This is a genomic window from Synechococcus sp. PCC 7336, assembly GCF_000332275.1.
Classification (GTDB): Bacteria; Cyanobacteriota; Cyanobacteriia; order Thermostichales; family PCC-7336; genus PCC-7336.
Map to the genome: position 1 here is coordinate 4,577,165 of NZ_CM001776.1, position 21,259 is coordinate 4,598,423.

At 54.4% G+C, this 21,259-nt stretch carries 14 protein-coding genes; 10 read left to right on the forward strand and 4 right to left on the reverse strand.

What is annotated here, in order from left to right; genetic code table 11:
• Nucleotides 1–75 precede the first annotated feature (75 nt).
• From hpnH to SYN7336_RS21690, 3 genes are all read right to left on the reverse strand, one after another.
• Nucleotides 76–1,098 (reverse strand): adenosyl-hopene transferase HpnH, encoded by a 1,023-nt coding sequence (hpnH, locus tag SYN7336_RS21680; protein WP_017328050.1) that lies wholly within the window; start codon nucleotides 1,096–1,098, stop codon nucleotides 76–78.
• A 73-nt stretch (nucleotides 1,099–1,171) separates the two neighbouring features.
• Nucleotides 1,172–2,167 (reverse strand): hopanoid-associated sugar epimerase, encoded by a 996-nt coding sequence (gene hpnA, locus SYN7336_RS21685; RefSeq protein ID WP_017328051.1) that lies wholly within the window; start codon nucleotides 2,165–2,167, stop codon nucleotides 1,172–1,174.
• A 7-nt stretch (nucleotides 2,168–2,174) separates the two neighbouring features.
• Nucleotides 2,175–4,970, reverse strand: coding sequence for an efflux RND transporter permease subunit (locus SYN7336_RS21690; RefSeq protein WP_038026176.1), 2,796 nt, complete (start codon nucleotides 4,968–4,970; stop codon nucleotides 2,175–2,177).
• Between the two features lie 307 nt (nucleotides 4,971–5,277).
• On the opposite strand from SYN7336_RS21690, the gene SYN7336_RS27225 reads away from it, so the two are divergent.
• The 6 genes from SYN7336_RS27225 to SYN7336_RS21720 all read left to right on the forward strand — a co-directional run bounded on the left by SYN7336_RS27225 (nucleotide 5,278) and on the right by SYN7336_RS21720 (nucleotide 9,819).
• On the forward strand, nucleotides 5,278–6,051 hold the full coding sequence (locus tag SYN7336_RS27225) for a hypothetical protein (RefSeq protein WP_017328053.1): 774 nt from the start codon (nucleotides 5,278–5,280) through the stop codon (nucleotides 6,049–6,051).
• A 420-nt stretch (nucleotides 6,052–6,471) separates the two neighbouring features.
• Nucleotides 6,472–6,885 carry a DNA-binding protein gene (locus tag SYN7336_RS21700; RefSeq protein ID WP_017328054.1) on the forward strand — a complete coding sequence of 138 codons (414 nt, stop codon included), beginning with the start codon at nucleotides 6,472–6,474 and terminating at the stop codon, nucleotides 6,883–6,885.
• A gap of 484 nt (nucleotides 6,886–7,369) precedes the next feature.
• The gene (locus SYN7336_RS29345; RefSeq protein ID WP_071590835.1) at nucleotides 7,370–7,642 is read left to right on the forward strand and encodes a BrnT family toxin; all 273 of its coding nucleotides are present in this window, start codon (nucleotides 7,370–7,372) and stop codon (nucleotides 7,640–7,642) included.
• Nucleotides 7,629–7,895, forward strand: coding sequence for a hypothetical protein (locus tag SYN7336_RS21710; protein ID WP_026101216.1), 267 nt, complete (start codon nucleotides 7,629–7,631; stop codon nucleotides 7,893–7,895). Before SYN7336_RS29345 ends, SYN7336_RS21710 begins: the two co-directional genes overlap by 14 nt.
• A 425-nt stretch (nucleotides 7,896–8,320) precedes the next feature.
• A complete protein-coding gene (locus SYN7336_RS21715; RefSeq protein WP_017328057.1) occupies nucleotides 8,321–8,719 on the forward strand; it encodes a nuclear transport factor 2 family protein in 399 nt (132 codons plus the stop codon).
• Nucleotides 8,720–8,790: 71 nt separating this feature from the next.
• The gene (locus SYN7336_RS21720; RefSeq protein ID WP_017328058.1) at nucleotides 8,791–9,819 is read left to right on the forward strand and encodes a VOC family protein; all 1,029 of its coding nucleotides are present in this window, start codon (nucleotides 8,791–8,793) and stop codon (nucleotides 9,817–9,819) included.
• Between the two features lie 9 nt (nucleotides 9,820–9,828).
• Here the strand turns inward: SYN7336_RS21720 and SYN7336_RS21725 are convergent, their stop codons facing one another.
• A complete protein-coding gene (locus tag SYN7336_RS21725; RefSeq protein ID WP_017328059.1) occupies nucleotides 9,829–10,638 on the reverse strand; it encodes a DUF1838 domain-containing protein in 810 nt (269 codons plus the stop codon).
• A gap of 173 nt (nucleotides 10,639–10,811) precedes the next feature.
• On the opposite strand from SYN7336_RS21725, the gene leuC reads away from it, so the two are divergent.
• From leuC to SYN7336_RS21745, 4 genes are all read left to right on the forward strand, one after another.
• Entirely contained in the window at nucleotides 10,812–12,233 is a 1,422-nt protein-coding gene (gene leuC, locus SYN7336_RS21730) for a 3-isopropylmalate dehydratase large subunit (RefSeq protein ID WP_017328060.1), read from the forward strand.
• On the forward strand, nucleotides 12,230–12,820 hold the full coding sequence (gene leuD / locus SYN7336_RS21735; protein ID WP_017328061.1) for a 3-isopropylmalate dehydratase small subunit: 591 nt from the start codon (nucleotides 12,230–12,232) through the stop codon (nucleotides 12,818–12,820). The genes leuC and leuD overlap by 4 nt, the downstream gene beginning before the upstream one ends.
• A 39-nt stretch (nucleotides 12,821–12,859) precedes the next feature.
• Nucleotides 12,860–13,300 carry a YidH family protein gene (locus SYN7336_RS21740; protein ID WP_156820275.1) on the forward strand — a complete coding sequence of 147 codons (441 nt, stop codon included), beginning with the start codon at nucleotides 12,860–12,862 and terminating at the stop codon, nucleotides 13,298–13,300.
• 371 nt (nucleotides 13,301–13,671) lie between these two features.
• Complete coding sequence (locus SYN7336_RS21745; protein ID WP_020480094.1) at nucleotides 13,672–21,027, forward strand: inverse autotransporter beta-barrel domain-containing protein; 7,356 nt, start codon at nucleotides 13,672–13,674, stop codon at nucleotides 21,025–21,027.
• The last annotated feature ends 232 nt before the right edge of the window (nucleotides 21,028–21,259 follow it).

A 21,259-nucleotide genomic window follows, 5' to 3' on the forward strand; every position in this document is an offset into this window, starting at 1 on the left:
TGAGGTGAGCAGTCACGACCCGAACAAATACGGCAGGCGATCGAGGGGATCCTCTCAGCATCGTGCTCGTATCGACTACTTGGCTAAGCCCAAGACGCTGCCTAAAGAGCGCACCATATTTTTAGGTGCCATTGCATCTTCAGCCGCAGTGGGCTCGTAGCCGCAGTGAACCATGCAATCGGCACACTTGGGATTGCCGCTGGCGCGACCGTAGTTTTCCCACTCGGTGTCCTCCATCAGCTCTTGGAAGGTCTCGTAATGGCCTTCATTGAGCAGATAGCAGGGCTTTTGCCAGCCCAACACGCTGTAGCTGGGACTGCCCCAAGGGGTGCATTCGTAATCTTTCTCGCCCGTCAGGAAGTCGAGGAAGAGGGGATTGTGGTTGAAACTCCACTGTTTCTCCCCCGCTTTGAAGGGGGACAAGATCTCGCGGAAGAGGGCTTTGGTCTGTTCCCGCTGCAGGAAGTGCTCCTGGTCGGGAGCCCATTCGTAACTGTAGCCGGGGGAGATCATCATGCCGTCGACCCCCAATTCGGTGACGTAGTCGAAGAACGCTTGCACGTCTTTGGGGTCGGCACCATCGAAGATCGTGGTGTTGGTGGTGACACGGAAGCCTTTAGCTTTAGCGGCTTTGATGGCCTTGACAGCAACTTCGAAGACGCCATCGCGATCGACAGCTTTATCGTGATGCTCGCCCAAGCCATCTAGGTGAATGCTGAAGGTGAGGTAGTCGGAGGGCTCGAACTTGTGCAGGCTCTTCTCTAACAGGATCGCATTGGTACACAGGTAGACAAATTTTTTGCGTTCCACTAAGCCCGCCACAATTTCCTCAATTTGAGGGTGGAGGAGGGGTTCGCCGCCGGGAATGGAAACGACGGGAGCACCGCATTCTTCTACTGCAGCGAAGCATTCTTCGGGACTGAGATTCTGGCGCAGAATCTCGTTGGGGTGCTGGATCTTGCCGCAGCCAGGACAGGCCAAGTTGCAGCGAAATAGGGGCTCTAACATGAGCACCAGCGGATATTTTTTGCGCCCTTTCAGACGTTGGCTAACCAGGTACTTACCGACAGAGACTGCCTGTTGAATGTTAACGGCCATAAAGCTTCACTCCTTCACAAACTTGCCGAGCTCGATCCGCAATAGCGGCTCGATTGCATGAGACTGCCCACAATTACGATCGCCTCACTCTTGCATATCCGCGTTCGGAAAACCAAGTAATTGCCTCAGTTAAGGCGCGATCGAGCGGCGATTGGGGTAATTTTAATTCTCGCACCGCTTTGGCAGAACTGTAATACATTGGCTCGGCAGACATGCGGACGCCGTCGATGGGAATGGATGGGACCTTGCCCAGAGGGGCCAAAACAGTCTCTTCAAACCAGGCTACCCCTAAAGGCAGCCAGATAGGTACTTGGTATTGGGGGGCTGGCAAGCCAGTTAATTTGGAGAGGCGATCGAGCAGTTCTTTGAGGCTGAGGTTTTGATGGCCCAAAATATAGCGATCGCCACTCTGTCCCTTCGCTAATGCCAGCCAATGCCCCATTGCCACATCCCGCACGTCGATGCAGTTGAGGCCGGTATTGACATAAGCGGGCATCTGGCAGCGCAGGAAGCGCAGAATAATGTCTCCGGTGGGGGTGGGCTTGATATCCCAAGGACCGATGGGGGTGGAGGGGTTGACGATAACAACATCCTGGCCCGTCCGCGCGGCTGCCAGTGCTTCCTGCTCAGCCCAATACTTGGATTGTTTGTAATGCCCGATGAGGGTTTCCACAGGCGACTGATGGGTTTCGTCCGCCACGGCGCCGTGGGGTTTAACGCCGATCGCCGCCACCGAGCTAGTGTAAACCACTCGCTCCACTCCCGCCGTGCGAGCTGCTGCGAGGACGTTGCGCGTGCCGAGCACGTTATCGCGGTAGAGGGCTTCGCGATCGCGCTGCAGTAGCGAATAGCGGGCTGCTACGTGAAATAGCACCTGACAGCCGCGCATATGCTGACTCAAATGCTCGTCGTTGAGATCGCTACGGACGATCTCGACATCGAGATCGCCGAGGTTATCCAATCGGCTCCGCTCGCGGGCCAGAGCTCGAACCTCTACCCCTTTCTCCAGCAACAAACGAACGACATTCGCGCCCACAAAGCCGGTGCCGCCCGTCACAAATGCTCGCATAGGTTCTTTATCCCCGAGCGTCTTGCTTGCGCCCGACCCGAGTCCAATCATCGAGCACAGCATACAGGACCGGCACCACAATCAAACTCAAAGCCGTTGAGGTCAACAAACCGCCAATAATGGCCACCGCCATCGGCGATCGCAATTCTGCCCCTGCCCCCAACCCCAAAGCGATCGGCAGCATTCCCAAGACTGTAGAAGCCGTGGTCATCAAAATGGGCCGCAACCGCACGGGACCGGCAGTTAGGAGGGCTTCCGTGCGGGAGAGTCCCCGCTGTCGCAACTGATTGGTATAGTCCACAATCAAAATTGCATTTTTATCCAGCAGCCCCAGCAAGAAAATCGCCCCAATGACTGAAATGATGCCGAAATCGCTGCGGGCCACGAGCAGGCCGATCGCGGCCCCCACCACCGCCAGCGGCAGCGACAGCAGCACCACCATTGGATCGGTCCAGCGTCGGAATAGAATCAGCAGAACCAGAAACATGCAGGCGATGGAAAGGGCGAGGGTGCGGCTAAAACTGCCCAGTACCGTGGCGATCGCAGCCGAGTCTCCCGTCAAATCAAGCGTTACTCCCTCCGGCAAAAGGGGTTTGGCAATGGCTAAGGCTGTCTCCGTTGCATTGCCTAAGGCCCGACCGGGCCGCAGGTTCGCCCGCACGAACGCGGCTCGCTTGGCATCGCGGTGTTCGATTTCTGAAATCGTCGAACGATTGCTGCCCATACCCGTGATGGCAATATCGGCAAACTCCGGCTGTTGGGCCATTTTCTGGCGAATTGCAGCGGCAGTAGCATAGAGTTTTTCTAAATCGTCACCGAATAACGCTAACTGCAGGGGCTTTTCATCCCCCGTCTCCACAAATTGAATATCTTCTACCCCCACCTCCACATTGGGCAACTGGGGCAGCGTTTGTCGCAGTCGATCCTGAATGGCCGCAGTGTGCAAGCGGCGATCGCCGCCCAATTTGACCCGCAGTTTGCCGCCGTTAATCTCGCCCCGATAGCCCACCAGCGTCAGCACCGAATCCACATCGGGGAACGGTACCACCGTCGCTTCTAGCTCGCTGGCCACTTTCTGCGATTCGCGCAGCAACAGTTCTGGCGGTACGGGGAGCAGCACGGGGTCTCCCGATTTCGATGCCTCCAAACTGGCGAGGTACTGCTCGACGAGGCCATTCTCAGTTAGGTATTGGGCAATGTCTTCGGGCAAATCTTCAAATTCGGGCAGGCGATCGCTGCCAATCCCCTCGGTCCCATCTGCAGCCAGCTCGTTCGATAGGCGCAGGCCATTGATGCTGTAGGCCACATTGAACTCGCCCCGATCGAGAGCAGGAATGAATCCTTGCGGGACAAAGGGAAGCAACGCTAACCCCACCGCCAAACTGGCGACGGCTAAACTCAGCACCCCACCGCGATGGTTGAGGGACCATTGCAACAAGCAGCGATACTGCCGCAGTATTTGCTCCCAGAGTCCAAAGCGCCGGGAGAGGAGAGCTGGGGTTTGACGGGGTTCTTTACGGCTAGGGCCCAACCACCACACCGCCAGCACGGGTACCAAGGTCCGAGCGGCCAAAAGGGAGGTCAGAACCGCAGTGGAAACCACCAGGCCGAAGGGCTTGAAAAATTGGCCCAAAATCCCCCCCATTAAGGCAATGGGCAGGAACACCGCCACAATCGTGAGCGTGGTGGCAGAAACGGTCAAACCAATCTCGGCGGTGGCCGCGATCGCCGCTTTGGCTGGAGAGTAGCCTTTCTCCAAATAGCGGCTGATATTCTCCACTTCCACAATGGCATCGTCTACCACAATACCGATGGCTAGCGCTAAGGCCAGTAGGGTGATGGTCTCTAGGTTGAATCCAAATGCTGCCATCGCCACAAACGCCCCCATCAGAGACAGGGGAATGGTGAGAGCGGCGATCGCCGTGGCGCGCCAGTTGCGCAAAAACACAATGATGGCAGCAACCGCTAAAATGACCGCCAACCCGAGGGAGTCGATGGTGGACTGGGTCGCTTCTCGAATGAAATCAGCCTGACTGGCGGCCAAATTGATGCTGACATCGGGTAACCGCTGCTGCAGGATTGCAATCTGCTTCTGCACCCGCTCCACGATGTCGAGGGTGTTGGCCCGACCTTGCTTAATGACCTGAATCGCTAAGGCATCGTCACCGTTAAACCGAACCAGGGTGGGAGTTGTCGCAGCCTGTGTGGGGAGAACGTTGGGCGTCCCATCTGGTAGCTGTCCCCCTAATAACTCAACCCGCAATACGCCAGGGATCGATTCTAGAGCAGGAACGATCTCCTGCCGGACTGTTGCAGACAGTTCTACTAAAGAATTGGTTTTGCTGTGGAGAGCATAGCTGATCGCAGAAGACTCGTTCAGGTTAAAAGGAATCACCTGTACGTCCGCTTCATCCGGCAGGTAGGTATCCTCCAACAGCGTTTCCACCGTCTGCTTCGCCTCATCCAAATCGGTTCCCAGCACAAACTCAGCGCTAATGACCGTTTGACGGGGATAGACAAACGAATGCAGATTTTCGAGCCGATCGAGGGAGATCAGTTGCTGTTCGATCGGGTCGGTCAGCAGCGCCTCTATTTGTAACGCCGTATCGTAGGGGGCTGAGGCGGTAATGACCGTGACGGGAAAAGTGATGTCGGGGAACAGGGCGTATCGTAGAGAGCTGAAGGACAGTAGTCCAGCTAGGGCTATAGCAATCCAGGTGCCGACTGTGAGCCAGGGATGAGCGATCGCCCACCGCGAAATATTGAATTGCCGTTGCAGTTTGGCCAAATTAGATCTTCCCATCGTGCAAACGCGCAGCTGCTGCCCGCAAGTACCGTTGATTGTATCGTTTCCCGCAAGGCAAGTAACGCCTTCTTTCAGTACAAATCGGAAGGCATTCCGGCAGTCTGTTTGACGTAATTGCGCCATCCCAGCCTGCCGTGCAGAGACCCGAGCGCTTCAATTGCAGCAACGGCAACAGCTACACAAATGCTCCTCACCTTGCCATACTGTTCCCGAGTTCAAACTGTTACTTGCACGAGGACAGAGCGCTAGCATCTGCAGTGATATAGCGAACTGCAATAATCGCCTTCAGGCAAGAGGGAGACAAGTGGAACTAGATGCCATCCTGGTGCCCCAAGGGGCTGAATATACTGCCGTCGTGCAGGGATTGAAGCGAGCTAAAGCTGACCTGCCCGCGATCTCCATCCCCGTCGGCCCCAGCCCCGTCAAGCAATACCTGCAAACCGCTTCTTTGCCGCTCCCCCGCTCGCCCGATCGCCGCTTGCGAGTGCTATTGGTGGGTCTGTGCGGCAGCCTCACCCCTCAGTTACGGGCGGGCGATCGCGTCCTGTGCCACACCAGCATCCCGGTGTTTGCCAATCCTTCTGAATCGAGTCCAGCTCCACTCGCCTTCGATCGCCAGCTCTCGCAGGAGATTCGTCAAACGCTACAGCGTCAGGGGGACGAGAATCCGCTCGCGCAGGTGACTAGTTTGAGTGGCGATCGTATTATTTGTCGGGCCAGTGAAAAACAGCGATTGGGCGATCGCTACGGCGGCGAGATTATTGAAATGGAAGGATTTGCCACCCTCGATGTCCTCTCCCGCCGACAGGTGGACGTGGCCATGTTGCGGGTGGTGAGCGATGGTTGCGATCGCGATTTGCCCGATCTCAATAGGGCTGTGGATACTGCTGGCAACTTAGCTCCACTCCCGCTCGCCTTCAGTATGATGCGTCGCCCATTCGGGGCGATCGCGCTGATTCGCGGATCTTTGACGGGGTTGAAGGCGATCGAAAGCACGATATTCAGTCTGTTAAAGGGCTATCCACTTAAGCCGCGACACTTTGTGCAGCAAGGAGCTCAGCCTGACGTTAGAGCCTGAAGCGATCGGTGCTCTAGCCATTATGGGTCGGGGAAAGGATGCTCTGGCTGTCCTGCCTTCAGTTGGCATCTGGTGTGGCATAAGCGACAGCTTGGCCCCAATCTGGCTAATTACCTGTTCGGGCATGTTAGGCGGACAAAATGCCACTTTCGGATCTGAAATCCACTGAAAGTTTCCGCCTAAACACCTATCTAAGGGGTATTATGCGGATAGCTTGTCGCGCTAATCACTCAAATTGGGATGTTATGCAGAATATTTCTCGCTAATCACCTATCTAAGGGGTATTATGCGGAATGAGTCCGTCTATTAAATAGTTATGTGGCTTCTAGTATTAGTGAGGTGAATGTTCTGAATTGGACTCTGCAGTGATACTCTCCCATCAACAGTAGCTAGAATGGGGGGTAAATCCCTACAACCTCAATGATGAGTCTGCAACTCTCTATCCCTGAAAGGGAAGCAACAACACAAAAAGAAACTGAAAAAAAAGCAGAGGAAAAAGAGGAAAAGATCGTGAAATTAACAAGAGATTTCAAAGAAACAGTTAATGCACGAGTCCAACGAGATCCTAAATTTGCAGCAGCTCTACTTGATGAAGCTGTTTCCCTTTTTCTCAACGGTGAACCAGAAACTTCAAGACTCATATTAAGAGATCTTGTCAATGCAACTGTAGGTTTTGAAGAATTGGCAATTGAAACATCTAAGCCAAGTAAAAGTCTTCACCGAATGTTATCTGCAAAAGGTAATCCTACGATGGATAATCTAACTACTATTCTCAATATCCTTCGTAAAAAATTGCGTGTAGATATCAAAGTTCAGACTGTTTCTCGCGCCTGAAACCGATCTTATGGTGAAGATCTAAGTTGGTGCTGAGACAGTACCTAACCAGCGCTTGTACAGGACGGTTGATACATACTAAACCCCATCCAGATTGAGATCTAGAGTTTTCAGGCATTGCACTCGGCCCCCTAAATCCCCCACCAGTGGGGGACTTCCGAGAGTCTATTGGCTTCGTTCTATAACTTTAATCATCACGATCTCCATCACCTTCCCCGCCTCCCAACCCTCAACTGGAACTGTACTCAAGTCCCCCAGAATGGGGGATTTAGGGGGCTAATGCAGCGAACCACAGTGCTAGTGAGAAGGTCTAATAGACACATTCTCAAAACTACGGGTCTCTGTTTAGACGGAGTTTGATACTGAATCAGACCTTATTTGTCGCCTGCGAAGCGCAAACCGTTAGGCTGCAAAATCATCCGACATCTCTCTTCCCAAAGAACGAAGAATATTGAGGTATTAACAGACTTGCTATAATAGCATTATGCAATTTGAGTGGGATGACAACAAAGCAGCCAGCAATCTTTCAAAACATGGAGTATCATTGGACGAAGCAAAAACAGTCTTCAACGATACACTTTATGCCGATTTCTACGATCCAGACCACTCAGATGATGAAGAACGCTACCTAATCGTTGGTGAATCCGATCGAGGACGGTTGTTAATTGTCTCGTATACAGAGAGAAAAAATTCAATTCGCATCATTAGTTCTAGAGAAGGTACTAGATTGGAGCGTGAAGCATATGAAGAAGACTGACTTAGAGATGGAAGACGATCTTCGAGCTGAATACGATCTGAAGAATTTGCGCGTGAGAAGACTAGGTCCGGAACGTAAGAGCTTTGGTGGAACAATAGTTCGTCTAGAACCAGATGTAGCAGAGATATTTCCTAGCGCAGAGTCAGTCAATGAAGCTCTAAGATTTCTTATCAAAGTGGCACAAAAAAATCAGTCACCTGCGCTCACAGTGCTGCCTAACACTTCGCTGGAGCGGACGGATGATGGTCCCTAAACACGTACACAATTTTCTATCACCGCTCAACTCCGAGTCCTCTGAATAATCCTTCATTCATACCTCCATTGTGTCGGCGAACCTGGGGATAATTTAACTATTCTGGGGTGGCCTCGGACTGCTAACAACAGCTAGGTTGGCGGTAGCGCGATCGCCTCTCGGCAGGATTCTATAATCGAATCTAACGGCCTGAGTTCGATGGCTCTGCATGCCCTCACCCCCGGCCCCTCTCCCAATTTTGGGAGAGGAGAGAAACAGCCTCCAACCCACAATCTGCCGTTCTGTTCCCCTTCCCCCAATTTTGAGGGAAGGGGCTAGGGGATGGGGGCCAGACACTTGTCGAATTGACGTTAACGGAATGCGCCTTTGTAAGCCGAGCAAGCGAAGGCTGAACGGAAACTCTGACTGCTGGGGAGATCGCTGGGATGCCGACAGATGCACAACAACACACTTTGGCAGTCGGACAGCGGGCCTTCGAGCACTTTACCCGAGCTCTAGCCACAGGGGAATGGCAGCCGTTTGAAGACATGCTCGCCGACGATTTCAGCTTCTGGTTCCCCATTGGCAAATTCCACGGTTTAAACGTGGGTAAAGCACGAGCGGCAGAGTTTTTCGAATACGTCACAGAAGTCTTCAGCCCCGGTCTGTCTTTGACACTGGATCGCGTTACTAGCAATGAAACAACGGTGGTCTTCGAGTTTCGGGATGAGGGACAGATGTGGGGCGAGCCCTACAAAAATCGTATCGCGGTTTCTTTCGATATCCGAGATGACAAAATTGTGGCGTATCGAGAATACCTGGGCAGCGATGGCAAGTCGAATTAGAAGGGCGATCGCCCCAATAGACTGTCGTTCCTTCAATTGTTAGTCCTGCTAACCTTCACGAGGCGATCGCGATGACCCAAACGCAAACTCCTTCCATTTCAGGCATCTACGAAGTCTGTATTGGCGTGCGGGAGCCCGTCCCGCAGATTCAGTATTGGGAGCAGTTTGGCTATCGCATCGGCCAGGTGGGCAGTCTTGCTAACGGTGCAGCCAAAGAACTGTATGGTTCGAACTCAGCCTTGCGGTCGATTCGACTCTTCCATCAAGATGCCGATTGCGGACTCATCCGTCTGATGGTTTGGGATAAGCCGATGAATGACGGGCTGGGGATGGACTCAATGAAAGTGAAGGGAAACCGCTGGGCAACCAGCTTAACGGATGATGTTCTGAACCTATTGAATCACGCTGAAGAGGCCGAAGCTGCGGGCTATCCCATCAAGTACACTCAGTCTTTCTGGGAAGTGATTTACCAACGGGAGGGAAAAGCGATTCCATTTGTGAGCCCCGCAGTTGGCGTGCGGGAGATGATGCTCCTGCAACCCCTGACGCGCCAAGTCTTATTCGAGCGCTTCAACTACACGATGCCTTTCTACGGCAAAATCAATCCGAATTCCCTGCTGAAGGCGAGTCAGATTACCCATATGGGGGCGATCGTTCGAGATGACAGTAAGGAAACGTTGCTCTTTTACGATCGCGTCTTAGGGCTACTTCGAGTTCGTGACGATGCCGTAACGACCTACGACAGTTCCGCAGCCGCCCGACAATTTTTCGATCTTCAACCCGGCGAACAGATCGTTGTGACCGCCTTTGACGAACCCCGCTCCTCCACGTCTGACATTTGGGCCGCACGCCCCGGCAGGCTTTACATTGTCCGGTTTCCCGATTCCACCCCATTGGCCGATCGCCACGGCAGCTCTCGACCGGGATGTTTGGGGCTATCGCTGTATACCTATCGCGTTCCCAATCTAGAGACCTATTTCGAGCGGGTCAAGGCCAGTGCTGCGCGGGATGTGACCGAGATTGCGCTCAACGAGTTTGACGAGCGGAGTTTCTCCTTCGTTGCCCCCGACGGCTATTTCTGGACATTGATAGAAGGGTAGCAATCGGCCTCAATCGAATTCTGGAATTGGAAAGCGATCGCCAGCCAAGTAGGCTTCAAAGTGCTTTTTAAAATACTTCCAAGAGGTGATGTCTTCCCGATCCTCTAAAAATGATTTCGGAGCTTCTTTAAACAAGGGGATGCGATGGTTGACTTCGTCTTGGAGTAGCTGTGGCCAGTCAGAAAAGTTATGGACTTTAGACCCACTGGCACTATAGATCAGTTGTCCGACCCTATTGCCCATCTTCATCCAAGGAACCCAAGGGCCAATTCGATCCCAACTCAGGATGACACTAGACACCGAGACTCGATCTGGATCTAGTAATTCTTGGGTTGGTACAGTCAATTTGAACAGTTCGACAGCTTGGTAAGTGGGATTGGGACTATAATCTGCAAATCTTTCATCCTCACCTAAGGGATTGGGATATTGGGAAAACAAGTCAAACGCAAAAGTGGTTATCTCTCCATCGACCTTGGCCGGAATTTTGCCTTTAAAACAGCCCTGTACGGGATTGTTGGCGACATGCATAACCGTCAAAGTCTCGTCTGTCCAGGGATTCTGCCATTGATGCAGGATCTCGTCTGTATCGGGATCTAAATAGTAAGTGAGTTCTCTTGAAGTGAAGTCCCAACTATTATTCTCGCGGGCAATACATCGACTGGCACTCATGCCCACAATATTAAACAGTTTCTTTTTCTTTTCCTCTGGAATCAACGCATAGATTGCCCCCGTCCAAATCAGTACAGCTTGCTGGCCGTCGAGGGAATTGCGCACTTTAACCCAATCTTTTGCCTCAAATTCTCGAATTACAGCAACCATCCCAGATAACCCCGAAGCATCAGAAACAACAAAAAAGAGGGCTTCAAGTCAGCCTCAGCCGACTTTACCCAACCGAGCGGTGAAGGCGATTCAACCTCGGGCGTACGTCATGCAAACTGCCGAGATCTGTTAGTATATGGTGCTACAAAACCCCATTAAGCCGCTAATCTGCCATGAGTCAAGGGACATTGTTCGACAAAGTGTGGAATGCCCACGCGGTTGGCACCTTACCTTCCGGTCAAACGCAGCTGCTGATTGGCCTTCACCTGATTCACGAAGTCACTAGCCCGCAGGCGTTTGCCATGTTGCGAGAGCGAGGTCTCGCAGTGATGATGCCCGAACGCACGCTGGCAACAGTCGATCACATTGTGCCCACTGAAGATGTCTCCCGCCCGCTGCAGGATGTGTTGGCTGAAGAAATGATGCAGGCTCTGGAGCAGAACTGTCGAGAGTTTGGCATTCGTTTTTATAACGTGGGCTCGGGCCGGCAGGGCATCGTCCACGTGATTGCCCCCGAGCAGGGGCTGACGCAGCCAGGAATGACGATCGCCTGTGGCGACAGCCACACCTCCACCCACGGGGCCTTGGGGGCGATCGCCTTTGGCATTGGCACCAGTCAGGTGCGGGACGTGCTGGCCTCTCAAACTCTCGCCCTCGACAAGTTGAAAGTGCGTCGCATTGAAGTCAGCGGTCAGTTGCGTCTGGGGGTCTATGCCAAGGATGTCATTCTGCACATTATTCGCACACTTGGCGTTAAAGGGGGGGTGGGATATGCCTACGAATATGCGGGCAGCACCATCGAGGCCATGTCGATGGAAGAACGAATGACGATTTGCAATATGTCCATTGAGGGGGGAGCGCGCTGCGGCTACGTCAATCCCGACGCGGTTACCTATGCCTACCTCAAAGGTCGCGAGTTTGCGCCCGAGGGGGCTGATTGGGAGCAGGCGGTGGCCTGGTGGAATCGTTTGCGCAGCGATGCAGATGCCGAATACGACGATATTGTCACCTTCAAAGCCCAGGACATTGCGCCCACCGTGACTTGGGGCATTACCCCCGGCCAGGGGATCGGGGTGAATGAGTCGATTCCAGCCCCCGAGGCATTTGCAACAGAAGAGCGCGCCACCGTCGAGGAAGCCTATCGCTACATGCACCTCACCCCCGGTCAACCGATTCGAGGCACAAAGGTGGATGTCTGTTTTGTGGGTAGCTGTACCAATGGGCGCTTGAGCGATCTGCGGGAGGCAGCCCGATTGGCACGGGGCCGTCATGTGGCTGCAGGGGTCAAAGCCTTTATCGTGCCCGGATCGGAGCAGGTCAAGCAGGAAGCGGAAGCGGAAGGGTTAGATAAAATCTTTCTGGAGGCGGGATTTGAATGGCGCAATCCGGGATGCTCGATGTGTTTGGCCATGAACCCCGACAAGTTGGTGGGGGATCAGATCGGCGCTTCATCTTCTAACCGCAACTTTAAAGGTCGTCAGGGATCGGCCACTGGTCGCACCCTACTGATGAGTCCGGCCATGGTGGTAGCGGCAGCAGTCAAAGGGGAAGTGGCGGACGTGCGCGAGTTAATAGCTGAAGGGGTGACGGTATGAATCATCGAGTGACGGCGATCGCCGGACGGGGCATTCCCCTGGCGGGCAACGATATCGATACCGATCGCATTATTCCGGCCCGTTTTTTGCGCTGCATCACGTTTGACGGCTTGGGCCAGCAGGTGTTTTTAGACGATCGTCAGGCAATGGGGGGCGAGCATCCCTTCGATCGCCCCGAGTACCGAGGTGCCAAGATTCTGGCGGTCAATGCCAACTTTGGTTGTGGTTCCAGTCGAGAGCACGCGCCTCAGGCGATCGCCCGCTGGGGGATTGAAGCGATTGTGGGGGAAAGCTTTGCCGAGATCTTTTTCGGGAATTGTTTGGCCATGGGGATTCCCTGCGTCGCGGCTTCCCATGCTGAGGTCGAGACTTTGCAGGCGGCGATCGTCGCTAACCCTCAATTGGAGCTCGTCGTGGATGTGGAGCAGTTGCAGGTCAGCTATGGCGATCGCACAATCGGCGTAGAGATGAAGGCAGGACCGCAGCAAATGCTGGTTGAGGGGACTTGGGATACTTGTGCCCAACTCGCAGACAACGCAACTGCGATTCGAGCGACTGCCGCACAACTGGCTTACACCTCGTGGTAGATAGCGTCAGTTCGGAGTTGACGTCCGTTGGAGGAGAGCGTGCCTGGAGATGACCGACAGCGCGAGCATCAAGCCAACGAACGGACGTTTTTAGCCTGGGTGAGAACTTCTCTCTCTCTGATTGGGATTGGCTTGGCCCTAGCACGGTTTTCCTTGTTTATCCGAGAACTCAGTCTTGCTGCTGAGGGCGTCAATGGCCGCGTTGCTGGTACTGCTACTACCCTATTGGGGGCGGTTATGGTGGCGATCGGGATTGGCATTATTGGGCTGGGATTGTGGGAATACAATCGTGCCTATCGTCAAATTGAGTCGGGTCTCTATCGGCCCAATCGAACGATGGTGTGGATTGTGGCGATCGCGGTTGCATTGTTGGGACTTCTGAGCCTGCCCCTAACGATCTGGCGCTCGGCAGGGCTCGAACGCGATCGCCCCCTAGCCTTGCCCGCCGCCGAGCAGAAGTCTCCATCTGACCTAGATTGAATGACTTTTAACATAGCGATATTGCCATTTTGGCAAGTGATTGAGACCGCATTGTATTACGACTTGAGAGCTCGAAAAGAAGGATTGGATCTGAGATTTCAGTAAACTCAAAACATACCCTCGCCCTCAGGATCGAAAAATCCTAAAGAAATGTCTTGAATTACTCGAAGGATCGATAAAATCAAGTTATTCTTACTCCACATACTGAGAGCGTCTAAACACGGTCTATTCCAGCCATTCGCTGTCTGTCCGTGACCTCTAGATCCAGTGGGGACAACGCTACCGCATTTCTCGACTAGCAATATCGGGGGTGCATTGTGCGAGAGATTTCAGTAGGGTTTCAGTAGATTTTTTAGCCAATAGGCACAACTATGGCGAAGGTATCGATTTTATCTCGGCAACCGTGGCTATTGGCGGCGATCGCCCAGACCTGTATTGGGGTTGCTAGCGCCAGTGCCGGAGAGCTCATCCCAGCGGCATCAGCTTCATTCAGCCCCGAGAGCGATCGCCCCCTCACTCTGTTCGATCTGGTTGAAGACTCTAACGTCAATCGGGAACGCCCCCTCACCCTGTTCGATTTGGTCGAGGAACAATCCACGCAGGAAGTGGCTGATGTCGAGGAGCCGGCCAGCGATCGAGAGATAGGGGCGCTCGCCTCTTCGCTCCGCACTTCAAAATCCGCTGCCGACCTAGCCGCCGAGCCAGCAGATCCCGAGCTCGGCTTCACCCCCATACCGCCCTTATTAGATACAGCAGTGGTGTCGGGCGAAATCGACTCGCTAGGGGGCTTCAGTCTGCGCTTTCCAGTACTTCAAGACGGGTCCTCGTTCCTGTTTGCCGATGCTCAGGCGACGGTTGGCAGCGGTGCAGACTTCGATTTCAGCTTGGGCATGGGATATCGGCGAGTCGTCAGTGCTCTCGATGCCCTCGACCCTTGGGTGTGGGGCATCTACGGCTACTTCGACCACACCCTCACCGAAAACGACAACTCTTTCACGCAATTTTCGCTGGGGACCGAGGTCCTCAACCGCCGCTTCGAATTTCGGGTCAATGGGTTTTTGCCGCTGGATGACGAAGAGGAAATTGCCTCCCAATCCGCGTTTGTTTTGCAGGGCACTCAGCTCAATCCAGTGCTCCTGAGCGTCAGCGAACGGGCGCTAACGGGGGTGGATTTTGAGGTGGGTTACCGCCAGCCTGTGACCGGCGATATGAGCCTTGGCTTTTATGGCGGCTACTTCAATTTTTGGGCGGACGATGCCCCCACGATTGAGGGTCCGAAGGGACGGCTGCAGTATGAATGGGAGAATGCCTTCGGTCAGAATGGCTATCGGTTTTACGCTGGAGCCACGGTGCTGTCCGACAATGAGCGGGGCACCAATACGACCGGGTTTGTGGGGTTGACGATTCCGTTGGGGGAGTTTCCCTCGGATGCTGGGGATGAGACTCAACTGCTGACTGAAACGGAGGAGAATAGCGGGAATCTGAATCTTGCTGCCCTGTCGCCGAAGGTCAGCCCAATCGCCCAAACTGGGGAAAACTCTGGCGAAAGCGATCGCAACCAACGGGCGCTGACGTTGTCTCGCTTGTTTAGCCGACCGACGCGATCGAGTATTTTCATCTCCCCCAATACCGCCATTACCACCCTCGTGACGAGCGATGTTGAACCGATCGTTCCAGTCCCTGGTGACCCTGGTGGTCCTGGCGATCCTGGTGGCCCTGGCGGTCCTGCCCAGCCCCTCAATCTCTTTTTTGTCAATGGAGATGGTACAGACGGTGCGGGCACCCCAACCGATCCCCTTACCGTTGCCCAAGCCACCGACACCAGCGGTCCTGCTAGCGAGGGCGATGTGTTGTTCTTGGTTGGCACGATCGACACGGTAGGGGGCACGGGCAGTTCGTTCACACTGCGCGACGATCAGCAGCTATTGGGCATTGGCGACGCCAGTGGCATTACCATCCTCAATTTCCCGATCGCCGATTTAGGCCGTCCGGTGCTGTTTAACAGCAGTGCCAATCCGGTGGTGACGCTAGCCGATAACAATACTCTGAGTGGCTTTGCCATTAATGACAGCTTGGGGGGGAGCGACAGTGTCGGGATTTTTGGCGATGGCGGACTGGGGGGCACGATTGACGATGTGGCGATCGCCAATGTCACCAACGGCATCGAGTTGCTCAATTGGGATGGCGTCGGCGTCACAGTGACGAGCACGACGCTCGATAATTCTTCTAGCAACGGTATTTTGTTAGAGAACCCCACCGGCAACTTCGATATTACTGCCGACATTTCGAACGCTGGTGGCGAGGCTTTCCGCGTCACGATGGGGGATGCGGCCATTACGTTTAACGGCGCGATCGCCCAAAACAATCCGGCCAGTGCGGTGGCGATCTCGGACTTTGCCGGTACGGCAGACTTTAATGGGGCCATTATTGCCAATACCAGCACGGCGACTGGCATTAACTTGACGAACAATCCGGGTGCCACCATCAACTTCAATGGCGGCCTCGACATCGATACCACAACAGGCACGGGCTTCTCTGCGACGGGCGGCGGCACGGTCAATGTGGCGGGCACCAACTCCATTACTGTGGCGGGTGCAGCAGCCAATGCACTGCGACTGGACGGCATCGAAATTGGCGGGAGTGGAATAAACTTCGACTCCATTCAGGCAACGGGCACGGGCGCGAATGCCCTCGCGGCTGACGGGATCGATCTTGATAATGTGACCGGCGGTACGTTCAATGGTGGCGCAGCCACGATCGCCCAAACGACCGGAACCGGTGACGGGATTAACATTGCCAATTCATCGGCAAGCTTCACTTTTGCCAGTGCCACGATCGACAACACGGGTGATGATGGGATTGACCTATCTGGAGCCAACGGCAATATTACCTTCGCCACAGTTGATATCGATGGGACAAATGATAGAGGCATTTCTATTCTCGATCCAACCAACAACGTCACCGTCAACGGCGGCACGATTGGCGGAGCAGCCCCCATCTCTAATGGTTTCGGTTTCTTAGTTCAAAATCAGGCGGCCAGCAGTACGGTTGCAACGAACAATCTATCGGTCTCGACAAGTGTTTCCGACGCATATGCGCTGACCGATAATGCGGGCACGATCGACGTCTCGGGGGGAAGTGCCACGCATTCAGGGGGCTCAGATGCTCTAGACATTACGAATGGCTCTGCAACGATCGATTTTGGGGCGGATATTGTCCATACCTTTAATGGCTCGCAAGCGGTTGAAATTGACGGCACATCTGGGAATATCGCAATTTCAGGATCTGTCACAGCAACCGGTAGCAGTCCTGCGGTCAATATTGGCGGTAATAGTGCGATCTCGGGCGGCCAAATTCAGTTCACCGGCCCGTCTGTCTCCTCAACAGGAAGTACGGGTACAGCCATTTCTATCCAGAATGTGGGTGCTGGGGCCAGTGTGGATTTCTCTGCCGGAACGGCTGTTTCTGTGACCAATCCAATGGGCACGGGCATTGACATTCAAAATAATGCTGGCGCGATCGCCTTTAACGGCCCGACAACCGTCAACGGTTCGGGTGGAGTTGGAATTAATATTGCCAATAATACGGGTGCGATCTCCTTGACGGGTGGTATGGGAGCCGTCGATGTTTCCAATACTCAAGACGATGCTATTCGCATTACCGATAACTCTGCCGGAACGATCGCATTTGGCGACACCACGATTTCGGGTTTGGCAAACAACGTCGGGGTGGCTGGAATTGATATTGAGGGAAATAACACTGGCAGCACGATCGCCTTTGGCGCGATCGGTATCACGGGGTTAAGCAGTAACAATACCGGCATTGATTTCAACGGTTCCCAGTCCGACTTTAGTGCTACTACCGCCAGCATTAGCGGCACCGGCGCGGGCATCGGCATCGACCTGGACGGCACCAGCAATAGCTCGATCGATATTGGTGAAAACGCCTCGACAGGGTTAATGGATTTCACCAGCGATACGGGCAGTTCGATCGACAACGTTGGCACCGGCATTCGTATCGATAATGCTAATGCCACGTTTACGTTTGGCGATGGCGAAGGGGCAGTCGATACGGCCAGCAGTATTACCAATGCCACCGTCGCGGCGAGTGTGACGGGGCTCAACCCTGCCAACGGCACTTACAACCTGCTCGACATCGGCGACTTTACCGGGTCCGATGTCTCGGCCATTGAGGGGATTTCGGTGTTTTACGTCGATGCCGATGGCGATGGCGACGGCAGCCTCGCCAATCCTGGCAGCGTCGCGGGCGCAGAAGCTGCCACTGCCGATGTGATTGCACTGGTCAACCGCAGCACAAGCATGACGGAGGATACCATCGATGCCACTTCCGCTGCCCAAGGGATGGAGCTCGCGCTGAATCTGGATAGCGGTCAGGCTTTAGTCAGCTTTGCCGTCATTGACGCGATCGACTTGACGGCACTAGGGTTGACCAGTTCTGCCCCAACCAATGTCCTCACCAATCTGGGCGCAACGACGATCTCCAACCCCACCCCCGGTTTGGCTCCTACGCTCAGCAGCAATTCTGCCAGCACTGTGGCGCTGGGTGGCGATGCCATTCTGGAAGGGGTGCAAATTTCCAATGTCACTGGCGATGCTGTGAACGGCAGCTTTACGAGTAATGCAGAAGTGGCGATCGCCAACAGTACATTGACGGGTGGCAGTACGGGAGATGGCGTCGAGCTTGACGGATCGGGTGGCGGCACCACCACTGTGACTCGTTTCTTGGGCAATACGGCCAGTGCTGGCGGGGGAGATGCGATCGCCTTCGACACCGTTACATTCGATTCCGACACTGCTACGGTAGGCATTCAGCAGGTGAACGCGGGCACTACAACGGTAACCTCGGCAGGGAATAACGGAATTCGTTTGACCGATGTGACTGGCGATTTATTAGTGGGTACTGGCAGCAGTATCGCCAGCACCACGGGCGATGCGGTCAATATCAACGGCGGTTCGGGCAATGTCACCATTGCAGCAACCATTACCAACAGCTCGCAAAACGCGGTGGATATCCGCAATCGCACGGGCGGTACAGTCACCGTCAGTGGGGCGATCGACGAGGACGGTACGGGCATCCTGCTGGACAACAATACGGGCAGTACGATTACCTTTTCGGGTGGCCTGGATCTCGACACGATCGCCACGAATGCAGGGTTTACGGCCAGCAACGGCGGTACGGTTAACGTTACGGGCACCAATACTGTCAATACGGCCGACGCGACCGCTGTGGAGTTGAACGGAATTACGATTGGTGGCAGCGGCATTAGCTTCGACACGATCGTGGCCAACAATGCAGGGGTAGGGGTCGAAGGGATCGACATCGACTCTGTGGCGGGGGGCACGTTTAGCGGCGGCAACGCGAGCGTCAATGGTACGGGCGGTGCCAATATTAACGGCATCGACATTGCCTCCTCAAGTGCTACCTTCACCTTTGCCAGCGCTACAGTGGACAACACCTCGGGCGCAGGGATTAACTTAAACGGAGCCAACGGCCCAATTACCTTCACCACAGTTGATATCGACGGCACCACGGGCGCAGGGATTCAGATCGCAGGCAATACCAATGCTGTGAATATCAATGGCGGTACGATCGGCGCAACCACTACGACTACAGGCGATGCGGTCAACATCAACGGCGGTTCGGGCAATGTCAACATTGCCGCCGCCATTACCAACAGTTCGCAAAACTCGGTGGATGTCAGCAATCGCACGGGCGGTACGGTGACGTTCAGTGGGGCGATCGCCGATAGCAATGACAGCGATGGCATCGATCTGATCGGCAACACGGGCGGTGCTGTCAACTTCACCAATACCGTCGATTTGGGCACGGGTGTGGGCGATCGCCTCGACAACGACGCCCTCGCCTTCACCGGTAACGGTGCAGGCTTCAGCGCCAGCTTCTCCAACCTCGATTTCTTTACCAATGGCGGGCGGGGCATTGTGGGGAGCGGAGCTGGAACCCTTGCCATTACGACTGGCACAGTGGATGCGATCGGGGCCTTGGGAATTGATGTGAACGGCCCCACGTTTAATGCCACGCTGACAGATGTCAATGTCACCAACTCGGCCGGTGGTGGCGTGAGTCTTCAGAACACTGCAGGCACGAAGACTTTTGGCAGTGTCAACATCACCAATACAGGCGGCACAGGCTTCTTGACCAACAACGCAGGCACCCTCAACATCACAGGACCGGGCAATACCATTAGCACAACCACCGGCACCGGCCTCAACATTACCAACACCACATTGGGGACTAGTGGCGTCACCTTCCAGAGCCTCTCCGCCAGCGGTGCCAGCGAAGGCATCGTCATCAATAACGGCGGCACCACTGGTTTCTTCACCGTCACTGGCACCGGCACCACCAATGGCTCTGGCGGTACCATTCAAAACACCACCATCAATGGCATCCGCATTGAGAACACGGACAACATTACCCTCAACAACATGACGCTGGTAAACGCCAACACAACAGACGGTGGCGGGATAGGCACATGCGACGGCACCACCTTTACCGGTTGCAATGCAGCGGTCGAATTCTCGAACGTGTCCGATATCGATATCGACAACTTAAGTATCAGTGGCACCACCGCCGACCACGGCATCTTTGCCACCAACGTGACAGACTTCGACCTGGCCAACAGCACGATTCAAAGCGCAGGCGATGGGCAGAACGAACATGGCATCTTCTTAGTCGAGCTGCGAGGGACCACTGCTGCCGGGACGGCGAACACGATCGCCAATACTGATGTGCTGGAGTCGGGAACTCACAATATTTTTGTGAATAACAGCGGTGCCACCGCCCCAGGGAATCTGGCGAACCCCGACCAGCTCACCATCACGGGGGGTCGAATCTTAGGCTTTGGTCTCGATCCGCTCCAAACAACTCAGACGAGTGGCCTGCTAGTCCAAACCTCTGGGACTGCCAATCTCGACATACAGGTTTCTGGCACCACCTTCGAGCGCAATGCAGCGAATGCCATCAATTATGCCGTCAGCGGCAACAGCGATGTGCAAACCACTGTTGCGAATAGTATGTTCCTGCAGGGGGCCGATCAACAGTTTGCGGGCATTGTCGGCGGTGTCACGGGCACCGCTAACATGGTGTTCTCATTCACCAATAACACCATCACGGTGGGAGAAATCGGTGGCGCAGAGCCCTCTGGGGTGAATATCTCGGCGGGTGACACCGCCACTCTCTCGGGCACCGTCTCGGGCAACACCATCACGGGCGGTTCTTCAGTGGGCATCCAGTTTGTCGAGGATGGAGATGGCTCTGTGACAGTGGTCATCGACAACAACAACATCACGCTGTCTGGTTCGACCAACGGCAGCGGCATTGAGCTGGAGGCAGAGAGTGGCAGCGGTACGCTGTCGGCCACGGTTACGAACAACACGATCGTGAACTCGAACACGGGCTTTTTAACCAACGGTATCTTCCTGCAGGCTGGGAATGGCGACGCTGGCGAGAGCAGTACCTTGTGCGTCAATCTAACTGGCAACGATGTCTCAATACCCAATGTGCCTGCGAATGGCGAGTATGCACTGCAGCAGTTTGTCAATAATACCTTCCAGCTCCAGGGCTTTATGGGTGCTGCCAATGATGCGGCAGCAGTGCTCTCCTTTGTCGAGCTGAATAACGTCGCCGGAGACGCTGTTTTGGACCCGACTTTTGTTAACTATACGAATGCTACTTGTGCAACACCATAACCGTTGGTCAATTTCATCGGGTTGATGTTTCGAGCCGACCGGTTCCCAAATAGCCTCCCAAGTGTTGCGAAAAGCGATCGATCTAACGATTTCTTGCCTGAGTTTGCTCCCAATTTGCCGCCAATCTAGGTCTGGCTCAGTATTTCCCGCATTTGCGAATCTTTTTTACGTAAAAACACGGATTGACCGTTTTTGCAGTATTCTAAGCCTATGTGTGATTTTTTCAGTATCG